Genomic DNA, 12,796 nt, shown 5'->3' with positions numbered 1-12,796 from the left:
AGACTGCCTCTCTGATTGTTCAGGGGGGCGTCTTTTGCTGTTTAACAAAGAAAACGAGTGACTGGCAACTGGCACATGGTCGTGCGGTAATGCAAGGGCGAGACGGAGGAGGAGAAGCTATGGATTACGCAAAGCAAGCGATAGCTGCGCTTCCGGCCGATTTGGTTCAGGAGGCCGAGCGCTGTTTTGACGGGCAGGACCCGGCTCATGACTGGCAGCATAATCTGCGCGTCATGGCGATGTGCGAGCGGATTGGCTGCGAGGAAGGGGCGGACATGCAGGTATTGCGGCTGGCAGCGTTGCTGCACGATGTCGGAAGGGCACAAGAGCGCGCAACCGGCGAATGCCATGCCGAGATCAGCGCGAGGGCAGCAGGAACATGGCTGCAAGAGCGAGGAATGGAGCAAGCAGAGATCAAGCGAGTGCAGTCGGCTATATTGGCTCATCGCTTTCGCAAAGACCGTCCTCCGGCATCGTTGGAGGAGAAAATTTTGTTTGATGCAGATAAACTCGATTCAATAGGCGCTATTGGAGTCGCCAGAGTTTTTGCTTATACTGGTGTTATTGGAGGTCCTATCCAATCCGACGACGAGGAGCAGCATACTCCGGCAAAAGAATACGAATGGAAGCTGAGACGCATCAAAGACAGGCTGTATACGCAAACAGCCCGGCAAATTGCCGAGGAGCGTCACGAGTTCATGGTTCGATTTTTTGAGCGCTGGGACTTGGAAGGAAAAGGGCTCTTGTAGACACTGGTGACGCCAGCCAAAGGAGGAATGAGAATGATCCGTTGGATAATCAAAATGCTGCTGAACGGCGCGGCCTTGCTTCTGATCAGCAAATGGTTTACGTCTATCTATGTTGCCAATTTCACCGTGGCCTTGTGGGCCATTCTGATTTTGGGTGTCGTGAACACGTTGATCCGCCCCGTTTTGACGTTTTTCACCTTGCCGCTGACGATCTTGACGATGGGGCTGTTCTGGTTCGTCATCAACGCCCTGACGTTTGCTTTGACAGCCTACTTCATCGACGGTTTCGAGGTAGGACCGTGGCCAGACAACATCGGCATCGTGATGGTAGCCGCTGCGCTGATGAGTATTTTCGGCTGGCTGATTGAAATGGTCGTCGGCATGAAAAAAGAGAAAAGGTAGCAAGCATCAAAAAACCCGCGTGCTCGTTGAGGAGTGCGCGGGTTTGTTAGTGATAGGGGATCATGCTTGAACTTTTGATTTTTCTTCTTCTCTCATGTGTGGCGGAAGAGGTTCATGGAATATGGCAGCTTTTAAAGCGCCTGAGGAATTCAAATTAGACAGACCGCCAAAGAACTTGCAAACAGTCGAAAGCACTTTCTTCATGAGTATCATCCTCTCGAAAAAGTTTTTTCCAGAACAGATACGAGCCGAAACGAAGCAGGCGTAAGAAATAAAGATTGATAGAAAACTGCTAGGATGTAAGTCATAGAGTGCTTATAGGAATATTCTACCAACAATAGTGAAAGAATGCAACCGACTGTGATTAGTAATATTGCGATCTTCCGGTGTCTTTTTTGAATTGCAGGATTGTCAGGCATGTACGTATGTTTTGCTGGACCGTATAAGTAATTGATCAGAGCGCCTGCCCCTGCAGTAATAAGTGTCAGGAGTGACAAGGCAGGGGGAGAAGGCATGGGAACATATTTGATAATGGCGCCACCGACTAACAGGAGTAGGAGTGTTGCTCCCAGGCATGACCACGGGTTTTTCAAATGAACGCCGCCCGTCAACGTTCGGAGTATAAAGAGACTGCATAGAAGAGGAACAACTTCCACAAGTAATCCTAATGCAGCAGATACGAGCAGAATGATGAAAAGATTAAGAGCATTAAGCAAGAAAAGTTCGATTCCGTGTGCGAGTTGTCCCACAGTATACGGCGTATCGTCTGTCTTGATGCGTTGGGCAATTTTCCCTGACATTTTCCCTGTCCAGGTCATATTGGGGGCCTCCCTGCTATCGATTTACAAACGAAATGCGAAAACTGGTGATGCCATCAGCAGATTTAACCTGAATTTTGCCATTGTGTCGTTCTATTACGTTTTTGACAATCGCGAGTCCAAGTCCGCCTTCTCCATTCTTTTTGGTGGTATAGCCCATTTGGAAGATTCCATTCAGCTTGTTCTCGGGAATTGTTGGGCCACTGTTTTCGATATAGAGGTAATGCTCGCTGTCTGTTTGGCCCCATTCCAAGCGTATGTAACGATTTTCCTCCAGTTCAAAGGAGGTTGCGCGAATGGCGTTGTCGAGTAAGTTGCCTAACATTTTGATCAGATCATATGTCTTATATTGTGAGAACTGGCTGATTTCTTTTATTTCCATCGTGAGCGAGATCCGCTCAGCCAGGCAGACTACCATTTTGGATTGCAACAAAGAGGCGATTGCAGGATTTTTGATTTGCTCCAATATTTGCGAGCTTGAATCCGCAGATTTTTCGATCAAAACGGTTTCCTTCAGCAGTTGTTCCACGTATTCTTTCGCATGACTATGCAATTCTTTTTTCAAAAGGCCGTTGATGGCAGTGTAATGGTTCAAGGAGTCATGCTTGATAGAGCGAACAGCCGTATATAAATCTTGAATGCTGCTCAAATAAGGTGTGCCTGTTTCTTCTTCTACCCGATTGATAGTCAGGTTTAAATAAATACGGAACAAAATTACAATGGCAATAAATAGCCCCAAAATGGCCAGTTGAAAAAACAATTGAAACTGTGGAGTATAAAGAGCGAATATGGATGAATTGTTTCCTCGTAGAAAAAACGATGTGTTCATGAACAAGATAAGGAAAAATTCAATACTGCCCAATAAGATCAGCAGGAACAGATATCGATTTAACCGATTCAAATTGTTGTACTGGAACATCTGGCGAATATCGAACTTATTTGCTCGTAACAGTATGCAAACGGCCAGAAAGACGCCGAGGTACAAAATACGTGCTACGACAGCCAGAGTGGTAGAGGACATGATCTCCTCTAAAAATAATTGCTGACTGTTAAAAATGGCAATGATAATTGACTCGGTTAGAAGCATAATACCGATTGCAACTGTTCCCATAAAAACCGCTTTGAGAAGATTGAAGTGGTAGAAAAGAACAAGGAGAACAACTGTACATACAAACATCAGCATCACTTTCGGCTGATACAATACCTCCAACACAGTGAGCAGTTCACCAGTCACGGCAAACAACAGGCTAAAGAGAATAGCTTGTTTTTTCTTCTCAAACACCGACAGGTTGAAAAAAGCTAAACTAATCGTCAGTAGCAAGAAGGCTTCGGGTAGGTCTACGAGTAAGAAACGGAGTAAAAAGTCCAAGTTGTTGCCTCCTCTTTTTGTCCGACATTCGGAAAAACAGTCTATATATGAACTGTAACTCGGATTTTGCCTGATACCAACCTCATTTTCTATCTTATGAAATAACAAGAAAAATGTAAATGATACGACAAATTGATCCGATAGACACGAGGACTTGCCTGGCAAAGGTTGTCGGAGGCAAGACGGTTTCGATACAATAGAAGAACTACCGGGGACGGTTATCCCAGACAAGGGGGAAGCTTTGATGCGAAGGACAAATGTAAGCCACATTGTGGATCATTTCAATATGACGATTTTGAGTGGCGAGGAAGGGCTGGGACGCGAGATTACAGTGACGGATTTGAGCCGTCCCGGATTGCAGTTGGCTGGCTACTACTCCTATTACGCGGAAGAGCGGATTCAGCTGTTTGGCTTGACGGAAATCAACTTTTTCCAAACGTTGAACCGAGATGAACGACTGGAGCGGATGAACTTTTTGATGCAAGGGCAGACGCCATGTTTTTGCGTCACCCGCAACCAGCCTGTACCTGAGGAAATGATCGAGGCGTCGAACAACTGGGGCGTGCCTGTACTTCAATCCCCTCTGGCTACGACTACGCTTGTCGGCAAAATGACCAACTTTCTGGAGAATCGCCTCGCGCCTACTACCACGATTCACGGGGTGCTCACAGACATTTACGGCGTCGGGGTTCTGATTATGGGATCGAGCGGAATCGGGAAAAGCGAAGCGGCTCTGGAGCTGGTCAAGCGCGGGCATCGCCTGGTTGCAGACGACGCTGTCGAGATTCGCCAGACGCAAGGTGGTCAGCTTAGCGGCAGCGCCCCCGAACTGATTCAGCATCTGCTTGAAATTCGCGGGGTGGGGATCATCAACGTGATGACCATGTTCGGAGCAGGTGCGGTCCGCAATGTGAAAAATATTGAAATGGTGGTTCAACTGGAGCTGTGGGAGCCACACAAAATGTACGAACGTCTGGGGCTGGACGAAGAAACGTTGAAGATCATGGACACGGAAATTCCGATCATTACCGTTCCAGTGCGCCCAGGACGAAATCTGGCTGTCATTATCGAAGTGGCGGCGATGAACTTCCGCTTGAAGCGGATGGGCTACAATGCGGCGATGCACTTCTCGCGCAAGCAGTCCAACGCGATTTTGGAAGATGCCGATTCGGACTTGTAGGACGAGGAGCAGCGCATGAGAAAGACAACACGTTATCCGGTCCAGGGAGCGAACCCTCTCTGGCAAATGTATCGCACGGTCAGCTTTTGGAAAGTCATGAAAAACTTCATTGTCATCCAGCTTGCCCGCTATACGCCTTTTCCGGCCTGGAAAAACTGGATGTACCGTACTTTTTTGCGCATGGAGGTCGGGCATGAGACTGCCGTGGCGTTGATGGTCATGATGGATACGATGTTTCCGGAGTTGATCAAAATCGGCAAGAACAGTGTGATTGGCTACAATACGACCATCCTCGCTCATGAGTATCTGGTCGAGGAATACCGCTTGGGCGAAGTAATCATCGGCGACAGAGTGTTGATTGGAGCCAATACGACTATCTTGCCAGGCGTGACGATTGGGGACGGAGCGATCGTAGCAGCAGGAACCGTGGTACATAAAGACGTAGCGCCGGGGGCTTTTGTCGGCGGCAATCCGATGCAAGTGATCCGCGCCGGAGGGCTTGCGGACCATTAGGGAGTAGGGCTGTTCGTCAGCGAGTAGAAGAATTAGGTAGAAAAGGGAGTCCGTTGATTGGCGGGCTTCTTTTCTATATTTTATGTAGCGCAAGATCATGGTAAAGAATTTTTCGACTATTCTTATCTCTGTTGACCTTAAACGGAGCTTCGTGGTAATCTTCTTCATAACACTTTAGTTTGTTACCATATTAGCAGAGTAAAGCGAATGGGTGGAGGGAATGACGATGGCGAAGCCGTTGGGATTTGAAAAACCGCTGGGGATGCGGGACATATTACCGGAATCACTGGCGAAACAACGGCATTTGGAGCGGTCGTTGCGACATTGTATCGAGCGTTGGGGATACGAGGAAATCTCCACGCCTTCTCTGGAGTATTACGATACGGTCGGGACGGCGAGCGCAACATTGACGGACCGAATGTTCCGGCTTTTGGATAAACAGGGGCATACCGTTGTGCTTCGGCCGGATATGACTACGCCAATCGCTCGCGTTGTTTCTTCTTTATATAAGGATGTGCCGCTGCCGATCCGGCTGTTTTACCAGGCCAATGTATTTCGGGCGCAGGAAAAGGAAGCTGGCCGGAATGCGGAGTTTTTTCAAACGGGAATTGAGCTGATCGGGGATGGCTCAGTTGATGCGGATGCCGAGGCCATCGCGCTTGCTGTATTTTGTCTGCGTGCGGCAGGGGTAGAGACGTTCCGCATTGCCATCGGACACGTTGATTTTGTTGACGGGCTTTTGGAGGATGTGATTGCCGATGAGGACACGCGCCAGCAATTCCGCCAGTTTTTGTACGAACGCGATTTTGTTGGTTTTCGCCAATTGCTGGAGACGATCGGGATCGATTTCGAAGCGAAGAAACGGCTGGATGCCTTGCTTCGTTTGCGCGGCGGAAAAGGCAAGATTGCCGAGGCGAGAGCCTTAGCAGGGGATGGAAAAGCGGGGCTGGCGGTAGAAACGATTGCTTCGCTGTGGGACTCACTGGAAGCTTACGGCGTCACCGAAGATTTGCTGTTGGACTTCAATTTGATTATCAATCTGAATTACTACACGGGTGTCGTGTTTGAAGGATACGCAGCCGATCTCGGCTCTCCGCTGTTGGGTGGCGGCCGTTATGATCAGCTTTTGGCGCAATTCGGACGTTCCGCTCCTGCCACCGGGTTTGCGATTAAAATGGATCGGCTTTTGACCGTTACTCCCTCTGTAAAAGGGGAAACTACCGAACGAATTTTGCTGCTGTATACGGAAAAACGGCGTCAGGAAGCGCTGGCAAAGGCACAGCAGCTGAGGGCGGAGGGAGTCGTGGTTATCACGAGACTCGTTGGCGGCAGGGCAGAGATCGCGGCAGAAAATGGTCAAGGATACAGCAGGGTGATTTGCATGACGGAACAGGAGGATTAGCAGATGGCGTTTTTCGCAAATGAGCAAAAGCTGACGATTGCCATGCCCAAGGGGCGGATTTTTGAAGAGGCTGTGCACTTTTTGCAGCAAGCTGGCCTGGAAGTAACGGCTGAGTTGCAGGACTCGCGCAAGCTGGTCATTCCGGTGGAAAATGCCAGTCTTGAGTTCATCCTGGCAAAGCCTGCCGATGTCCCGACATATGTGGAGTACGGAGTTGCTGATGTGGGTGTAGTCGGCAAGGATGTTTTGCTCGAAGAAGAACGGGATGTGTACGAGCTGCTGGATTTGCAGATTGGCTACTGCCGCATGATGGTGGCAGGATTGCCCGATTGGAAGCCGACCGACTCGCCGCGAGTAGCGACGAAATACCCGAAGATTGCTTCCCGTTATTTTCGCGAGCAAGGGCAGCAGGTCGAAGTTATCAAGCTGAATGGCTCGGTTGAGCTGGCTCCGATGATCGGACTGGCTGACCGCATCGTGGATATTGTCTCTACGGGGCGGACGCTCAAGGAAAATGGCTTGGTGGAGCTGGAGCATATTTGCGAGATTACGACTCGGCTGATTGCCAATCGAGCGAGCTATCGGATGAAAAGCGAAGCGGTCGATGACATCGCCGGAAAATTTCTTGAGGTCATTCCAGGCAGAAAATAGAGACGGGGAGAGGAGAGCGACCATGCGGATTATGGCAGCCAGCGAGTTTGACGGGAAGCGGTCAGTGGAGTCGGGTACGAGAGAACAGCAAGAAGCTGTCAGAGCCATTTTGACGGATGTTCGGGAGCGCAAAGATGAAGCATTGCGGGAGTATACAGAGAGGTTTGACCGCGTGCGACTGGAGCAGTTTCGGGTGACGGAGGCGGAATTTGCCGAGGCGAACGGGCAAGTATCTGCACAGGTCAAAGCTGCACTGGAGGAAGCGGCAGAGAACATCCGCGATTATCATAGTCGTCAGGTGCGCCAGTCGTGGTTTGTGACAAAAGAAAGCGGCACGATGCTGGGGCAGCTGGTTCGTCCTTTGCAGCGGGCGGGACTGTATGTGCCAGGGGGCACGGCAGCCTATCCTTCTAGTGTGTTGATGAATGCGATTCCGGCAAAAATTGCGGGCGTTCCAGAAGTAGTGATTACAACGCCTCCCGGAGCGGACGGCAAAGTAAACCCGGCGATTCTCGTCGCAGCGCAAATTGCGGGGGTAACGGAGATATACAAAGTGGGCGGAGCGCAAGCCATTGCGGCACTCACCTATGGAACGGAGCAAATCAGGGCGGTAGACAAGATCGTCGGACCGGGAAATATTTTTGTCGCTCTGGCAAAGCGGGAAGTGTTTGGGCTGGTCAGTATCGACATGGTGGCAGGACCGAGCGAGATTGCCGTATTGGCTGACGAAACGGCCAATCCGCGTTATGTAGCTGCGGATTTGCTGTCGCAGGCTGAGCACGATCCGATGTCTGCTGCCATCCTGGTCACTGCGTCGCAGGAGTTGGCCGAGCAGGTAGCTGTTGAGGTAGAACGGCAGTTGGCGGATTTGCCCCGCCATGCGATCGCCGCGGCAGCCATTCGCGACTACGGAGCCATTTTGCTTGTCAAGGATTTGGACGAAGGGTTTGCGGTCATCAACCAGATCGCTCCCGAACATTTGGAGATCATGATTGCCGAGCCATTCGCACAGCTTGGGAAGGTACAAAATGCCGGGGCTATTTTTCTCGGCCCGTACAGCTCGGAGCCTGTCGGGGATTATTTTGCCGGAACGAATCACGTCATTCCGACCAATGGCACTGCGCGTTTTTCCTCTCCTCTGTCAGTGGATGACTTTATTAAAAAGTCCAGTGTCATTTCCTACAGCAAGCATGATTTGCGAAAAAACGGACAAAAGATCGTTACCCTGGCTGAACAGGAAGGGTTGGCAGGACATGGGCGCGCCATAGCGGAAAGGCTGCGCGACTTTGAACGCGAAGAGCAGGAGTGTGGCAAACGATGAGTGAACGTACGCTGCGTACAGCAGAAATAGAGCGCAACACAAATGAGACGCAAATCGCCCTTTCCTTTGGGGTGGATGGTTCCGGGGAAAGCAGTCAGGCTTCAGGCGTACCCTTTTTGGATCACATGCTTGACTTGTTCACGCGTCACGGGCATTTCGATCTGGCGGTAAAAGCAAAAGGGGATATCGAGATCGACTATCACCACACGGTGGAGGATATCGGCATTTGTCTCGGACATTGTATCCGCGAGGCGTTGGGGGACAAAAAAGGAATCAAACGGTACGGCAACGCTTTTGTTCCGATGGATGACGCGCTGGCCCAAGTGGTGATCGACATTAGCAATCGGCCGCATCTGGAGTATCGGGCTGCCTATCCGACGAACATGGTTGGGCAATTTCCGACTGAGCTTGTGCACGAGTTTTTATGGAAGCTGGCGCTTGAAGCGCGGATCAACTTGCACGTGATTTTGCATTACGGCCACAATACGCACCATATGATCGAAGCCATTTTCAAAGCGCTCGGCCGCGCTCTGGACGAAGCGACGACGATTGATCCGCGTGTCAAAGGGGTCCCGTCTACCAAAGGGGTTTTGTAGCATGATTGGCATCATCGACTATGGCATGGGCAACTTGTACAGCTTGAGCAAGGCTCTGGAGCGGCTCGGTTATTCGTACGAATTTGTGTCCGCCCCTGAGCGGTTGCAGGAGTATAGCGGGTTGATTTTGCCCGGAGTAGGGGCTTTTGGCGACGCTATTGCGAACATCAGAGAGCTGGGGCTGGATCAAGCCATCCGTTCGTACGCGGCTACAAACAGGCCGATTTTGGGCATCTGTCTGGGGATGCAGCTCTTGTTCGACAAAAGCGAGGAGCATGGGGAAAATACCGGGCTTGGCTTGATTGGCGGAGAAGCAGTCCGCTTCCAAGGGGATTACAAGGTGCCGCACATGGGCTGGAATCAGTTGCGTCTGCACCGCGAGCATCCGCTTTTGGCGGGAGTTGCAGAAGGCGATTATGTCTACTTTGTCCACTCTTATCATGTGAAGTGCAAACCAGAGGCGCTGCTTTCGACGAGCGACTACTATCAGGATGTGACAGCGATTGTGGCGCAGGGCGAAGTGTACGGGATGCAGTTCCACCCGGAAAAAAGCGGCGAGACCGGAATGCGGCTGCTGCGCAATTTTGCCGTTCAATGCGAGGGGGTTTTGGCGTGAGTTTTATCATTTATCCAGCTATTGATATTCGCGGTGGAAAATGCGTGCGGTTGTTTCAAGGAGATTATGCAAAGGAAACGGTGTACGCCGATTCTCCGCTTGCCATGGCAAAGCGTTGGGTGGAACAGGGAGCATCCTGGGTACATCTCGTTGATCTGGACGGCGCCAAGGAAGGGAAGCCGGTCAACGTTGCGATCATCAAGGAAATTGCCCGCACGATTTCCGTACCTGTGCAAGTCGGCGGCGGCATCCGCACGGAAGAGCAGATCAAGGACTACCTTGAAGCAGGTGTGGCGAGGGTGATCGTCGGTACGGCGGCGATTGAAGACGAGCCTTTTACCAAGCGGATTTTGCAAGTTTATGGCGACCAAATCGCCATCGGGCTGGACTGCCGCAACGGCATGGTGGCGACGCGGGGGTGGCTGGAGACGACTGACGTGTCAGCGACTGAGCTGGCCAAGCGGCTCGTCACGTATGGCGCGGAAACGTTCATTTATACAGATATCGCCCGTGACGGTACGATGACAGGGCCGAATGTCGCGGAAATTGCTGCACTTGCGCAAGCGACAGGCAAGTCGGTGATCGCATCGGGAGGAGTAAGCCAGCTTGACGATCTTCTGGTGTTGGCCCAGCACGCAGCCGACGGTGTTTCCGGGGCGATTGTCGGAAAAGCGCTCTACACGGACGCTTTTACATTGGAAGAAGCGCTTGGTCGGATGGAGGGACGTGAAAGCAATGTTGGCTAAACGAATCATCCCTTGTCTCGACGTAAAAGACGGTCGTGTCGTAAAAGGGGTTCAGTTTGTAGGGCTGCGCGACGCCGGAGATCCGGTCGAACTGGCAAAAAAATACAGCGGGGAGCGGGCGGACGAGCTTGTTTTTCTCGATATTTCCGCTTCCCACGAAGGGCGCAAGACAATGGTGGACGTCATCGAGCGGACGGCAGCGAATATTACGATTCCTTTTACCGTTGGCGGCGGGATCAACAGCGTGGAGGACATGAAGCGGATTTTGCGGGCGGGTGCGGATAAAATCTCGTTGAATACGGCTGCGGTGCTTCGACCGGAGCTGGTTCGCGAAGGGGCGAGTGTGTTCGGCTCCCAGTGCATCGTGGTTGCGATCGACGCCAGAGCGGTGGGAGAAGGGCGTTGGGACGTGTATACGCACGGCGGGCGCAATTCTGCGGGAAAAGATGTCATCAGCTGGGCGCAGGAAGCAGAAGAGTTGGGAGCTGGCGAAATTCTTTTGACCAGCATGGATGATGATGGCGAGAAGAAAGGCTTTGGGATTGAATTGACCAAGCAAGTGTCGGAAGCGGTAAACATTCCGGTGATTGCCTCTGGGGGAGCGGGAACGAAGGAACATTTTTACGATGTGCTGACAGCGGGGAAGGCTGATGCTGCTTTGGCAGCTTCGATTTTCCACTATGATGAGACATCGATTCAATCGGTGAAAGAGTATCTCCAGACAAAAGGAGTTGTCGTGCGGCCATGACAGTAGAACTTGCACTTGCAGCGCAGAAGTTGCGGTTTGACGAAAACGGATTGATTCCTGTCATTGTTCAAGATGCACAGAGCAAGGCTGTTTTGACGCTTGCCTATATGAATGAGGAGTCGTTTTTGCGGTCGGTGGAGACGAAAGAAACGTGGTTTTGGAGCCGATCCAGGCAAGAGCTGTGGCATAAGGGAGCGACGTCGGGAAATACCCAGCGGATTGTTTCCATGCAGGTGGATTGCGACAGCGACGCGCTCGTCGTGCAAGTAGTGCCGAATGGTCCGGCTTGTCATACCGGGGCCTACAGCTGTTTTTTCGGAGAGCTTTTGGCAGGGGAAAAGGAGCTTGAAAAGGGAGAAGCAGGCGAGCGGTTTGCGATTCTGGGCGAATTGGAGGAATTGATCGCGAAGCGTGAAGCGGAGCGGCCGGAAGGTTCGTATACGACTTACTTGTTTGAAAAAGGCGTCGACAAAATCTTGAAAAAGGTAGGGGAAGAGGCAGCGGAGGTCATTATTGCGGCCAAAAATCGCAGCCACGAGGAATTGCGCTACGAAGCTTCCGACCTGCTTTTTCACTTGCTTGTCTTGTTGCGGGAACAGAAGCTGCCTTTGGATGATGTGCTTGCTGAGTTGCGGGGCAGGCGTTAAGCGTTCCAGGCGCTCACCTGAGTTTGTTTGGAAGCCACTCTATGTACGGTAGGGTGGTTTTTTGTTATGATTCCAATATCTGACTTTCGAAAGGTGTGATGTCTTATGAAGACAACAAGCGTCAAGCATGAACGACTTGGTAACGAAAACAATCACCGATTGAAAGGCAGGGAACGATTTGATCAAAGGAAATGTAGTGGAACTGCGCCCGGTAGCGGCGGAGGATATGGAGAGAATGTATCTGTGGCGCAATGACGAAGAGGCAGCAACATTGGCCGCCGGAACGTCTATGGCGGTGTACAGCAATGTCTCGCTTGATACGCTGCGGGCTTTGTATGAGGAAAGCGTGAGAACGTCTCGTTTGGATGATAAATGGAATCGGTTCGCTTTTTCGATTTACACGCTTGAAGGTGTTCACATTGGCAATTGTGACTATCGCAATGTCAATCCGGTCACGCGGACAGCGACGATTGGCATCGCGATTTTGGCAAAAGAGTATTGGAGCAAAGGGTACGGGACAGATACGTTGAAGACTTTGCTTCGCTTTCTGTTTTTGCGGTTGAATCTGAATCGTGTGCAACTCGATACGTGGAGCGGCAATACCCGGGCGATTCGCGCTTATGAGAAATGCGGGTTTGTTGTTGAAGGACGGCTTCGCCAGAACGAGTACGTGAATGGGCAGTATTACGATACGATTATGATGGGAATTTTACGCGAAGAGTTCGCTTTGAGCCATTAGGTGCAAAGGAGCTGTTAGCCGCTGTATGTAGCGGAAACAGCTCTTTTTTGTTTGGAGAATGCAGCGATTAGCAAGGCTCTATTGCGGGCATTGATTGCACAGGAAGAAAAAAACTTTGAAATTTACTATTGATTTCATTTTTTATATGTGATAGATTATTCCTTGTCGCCAAGAACGACGACAAAAAACGAGAAAAGATAACAACTTTCGATAAAAAAGTTCTTGACTCGCAAATGACGAACGTGATAAGATATGAAACGTTCGACAAAAAATGCCCTTTGAAAACTGAACAGCGAAAG

At 50.8% G+C, this 12,796-nt stretch carries 16 protein-coding genes; 13 read left to right on the top strand and 3 right to left on the bottom strand.

From position 1 onward, the window contains the following. Positions 1-119: 119 nt before the first annotated feature. Together DEP07_RS15315 and DEP07_RS15310 are read left to right on the top strand one after the other, a co-directional pair. A complete protein-coding gene (locus tag DEP07_RS15315) occupies positions 120-749 on the top strand; it encodes an HD domain-containing protein (protein ID WP_122966108.1) in 630 nt (209 codons plus the stop codon). Between the two features lie 33 nt (positions 750-782). Further along, positions 783-1,151 (top strand): phage holin family protein, encoded by a 369-nt coding sequence (locus DEP07_RS15310; protein ID WP_063229305.1) that lies wholly within the window; start codon positions 783-785, stop codon positions 1,149-1,151. A 60-nt stretch (positions 1,152-1,211) separates the two neighbouring features. Here DEP07_RS15310 and DEP07_RS15305 read toward each other — a convergent pair whose 3' ends face one another. Genes DEP07_RS15305 through DEP07_RS15295 form a run of 3 tightly spaced genes read right to left on the bottom strand, consistent with a single transcriptional unit; the run spans position 1,212 to position 3,338 of the window. After that, complete coding sequence (locus DEP07_RS15305; RefSeq protein ID WP_173596439.1) at positions 1,212-1,355, bottom strand: hypothetical protein; 144 nt, start codon at positions 1,353-1,355, stop codon at positions 1,212-1,214. A 5-nt stretch (positions 1,356-1,360) separates the two neighbouring features. Then, entirely contained in the window at positions 1,361-1,969 is a 609-nt protein-coding gene (locus DEP07_RS15300) for an accessory gene regulator ArgB-like protein (protein WP_173596440.1), read from the bottom strand. Between the two features lie 16 nt (positions 1,970-1,985). Then, on the bottom strand, positions 1,986-3,338 hold the full coding sequence (locus DEP07_RS15295; RefSeq protein WP_173596441.1) for a sensor histidine kinase: 1,353 nt from the start codon (positions 3,336-3,338) through the stop codon (positions 1,986-1,988). A 244-nt stretch (positions 3,339-3,582) separates the two neighbouring features. On the opposite strand from DEP07_RS15295, the gene hprK reads away from it, so the two are divergent. The 11 genes from hprK to DEP07_RS15240 all read left to right on the top strand — a co-directional run bounded on the left by hprK (position 3,583) and on the right by DEP07_RS15240 (position 12,497). Then, positions 3,583-4,518, top strand: a complete 936-nt coding sequence (hprK, locus tag DEP07_RS15290; RefSeq protein WP_063229308.1) for an HPr(Ser) kinase/phosphatase — start codon at positions 3,583-3,585, stop codon at positions 4,516-4,518. Positions 4,519-4,533: 15 nt separating this feature from the next. Then, positions 4,534-5,031 carry an acyltransferase gene (locus DEP07_RS15285; protein WP_122966111.1) on the top strand — a complete coding sequence of 166 codons (498 nt, stop codon included), beginning with the start codon at positions 4,534-4,536 and terminating at the stop codon, positions 5,029-5,031. Positions 5,032-5,257: 226 nt separating this feature from the next. Beyond that, complete coding sequence (locus DEP07_RS15280) at positions 5,258-6,433, top strand: ATP phosphoribosyltransferase regulatory subunit (RefSeq protein WP_287102692.1); 1,176 nt, start codon at positions 5,258-5,260, stop codon at positions 6,431-6,433. A gap of 3 nt (positions 6,434-6,436) precedes the next feature. Further along, entirely contained in the window at positions 6,437-7,084 is a 648-nt protein-coding gene (hisG, locus tag DEP07_RS15275) for an ATP phosphoribosyltransferase (RefSeq protein WP_063229311.1), read from the top strand. A gap of 22 nt (positions 7,085-7,106) precedes the next feature. Further along, a complete protein-coding gene (gene hisD / locus DEP07_RS15270) occupies positions 7,107-8,405 on the top strand; it encodes a histidinol dehydrogenase (RefSeq protein ID WP_122966113.1) in 1,299 nt (432 codons plus the stop codon). Next, a complete protein-coding gene (gene hisB / locus DEP07_RS15265) occupies positions 8,402-9,001 on the top strand; it encodes an imidazoleglycerol-phosphate dehydratase HisB (RefSeq protein WP_122966114.1) in 600 nt (199 codons plus the stop codon). The genes hisD and hisB overlap by 4 nt, the downstream gene beginning before the upstream one ends. A gap of 1 nt (position 9,002) precedes the next feature. After that, complete coding sequence (gene hisH, locus DEP07_RS15260) at positions 9,003-9,617, top strand: imidazole glycerol phosphate synthase subunit HisH (RefSeq protein ID WP_122966115.1); 615 nt, start codon at positions 9,003-9,005, stop codon at positions 9,615-9,617. After that, on the top strand, positions 9,614-10,363 hold the full coding sequence (gene hisA, locus DEP07_RS15255) for a 1-(5-phosphoribosyl)-5-[(5-phosphoribosylamino)methylideneamino]imidazole-4-carboxamide isomerase (protein ID WP_281868875.1): 750 nt from the start codon (positions 9,614-9,616) through the stop codon (positions 10,361-10,363). The genes hisH and hisA overlap by 4 nt, the downstream gene beginning before the upstream one ends. Further along, positions 10,353-11,111 carry an imidazole glycerol phosphate synthase subunit HisF gene (gene hisF / locus DEP07_RS15250; RefSeq protein ID WP_281868874.1) on the top strand — a complete coding sequence of 253 codons (759 nt, stop codon included), beginning with the start codon at positions 10,353-10,355 and terminating at the stop codon, positions 11,109-11,111. Before hisA ends, hisF begins: the two co-directional genes overlap by 11 nt. Further along, entirely contained in the window at positions 11,108-11,758 is a 651-nt protein-coding gene (gene hisIE / locus DEP07_RS15245; protein WP_281868873.1) for a bifunctional phosphoribosyl-AMP cyclohydrolase/phosphoribosyl-ATP diphosphatase HisIE, read from the top strand. Before hisF ends, hisIE begins: the two co-directional genes overlap by 4 nt. A gap of 178 nt (positions 11,759-11,936) precedes the next feature. Next, positions 11,937-12,497 carry a GNAT family N-acetyltransferase gene (locus DEP07_RS15240; protein WP_242774050.1) on the top strand — a complete coding sequence of 187 codons (561 nt, stop codon included), beginning with the start codon at positions 11,937-11,939 and terminating at the stop codon, positions 12,495-12,497. Positions 12,498-12,796: the final 299 nt, after the last annotated feature.

The organism is Brevibacillus sp., from assembly GCF_003521185.1.
In the GTDB taxonomy this organism is placed as follows: domain Bacteria; phylum Bacillota; class Bacilli; order Brevibacillales; family Brevibacillaceae; genus Brevibacillus; species Brevibacillus parabrevis.
Note: the sequence above shows the minus strand (reverse complement) of the source record. Positions and strands in the feature narration are given on the sequence as shown.

Coding starts and splice junctions, on each gene's coding strand:
- DEP07_RS15310 (WP_063229305.1), top strand. CDS start 783: ATGATCCGTTGGATAATCAAAATGCTGCTGAACGGCGCGGCCTTGCTT.
- DEP07_RS15300 (WP_173596440.1), bottom strand. CDS start 1,969: ATGACCTGGACAGGGAAAATGTCAGGGAAAATTGCCCAACGCATCAAG.
- DEP07_RS15285 (WP_122966111.1), top strand. CDS start 4,534: ATGAGAAAGACAACACGTTATCCGGTCCAGGGAGCGAACCCTCTCTGG.
- DEP07_RS15305 (WP_173596439.1), bottom strand. CDS start 1,355: ATGAAGAAAGTGCTTTCGACTGTTTGCAAGTTCTTTGGCGGTCTGTCT.
- DEP07_RS15315 (WP_122966108.1), top strand. CDS start 120: ATGGATTACGCAAAGCAAGCGATAGCTGCGCTTCCGGCCGATTTGGTT.
- hisD (WP_122966113.1), top strand. CDS start 7,107: ATGCGGATTATGGCAGCCAGCGAGTTTGACGGGAAGCGGTCAGTGGAG.
- hisH (WP_122966115.1), top strand. CDS start 9,003: ATGATTGGCATCATCGACTATGGCATGGGCAACTTGTACAGCTTGAGC.
- hprK (WP_063229308.1), top strand. CDS start 3,583: ATGCGAAGGACAAATGTAAGCCACATTGTGGATCATTTCAATATGACG.
- hisIE (WP_281868873.1), top strand. CDS start 11,108: ATGACAGTAGAACTTGCACTTGCAGCGCAGAAGTTGCGGTTTGACGAA.
- hisF (WP_281868874.1), top strand. CDS start 10,353: ATGTTGGCTAAACGAATCATCCCTTGTCTCGACGTAAAAGACGGTCGT.
- hisG (WP_063229311.1), top strand. CDS start 6,437: ATGGCGTTTTTCGCAAATGAGCAAAAGCTGACGATTGCCATGCCCAAG.
- DEP07_RS15280 (WP_287102692.1), top strand. CDS start 5,258: ATGGCGAAGCCGTTGGGATTTGAAAAACCGCTGGGGATGCGGGACATA.
- hisB (WP_122966114.1), top strand. CDS start 8,402: ATGAGTGAACGTACGCTGCGTACAGCAGAAATAGAGCGCAACACAAAT.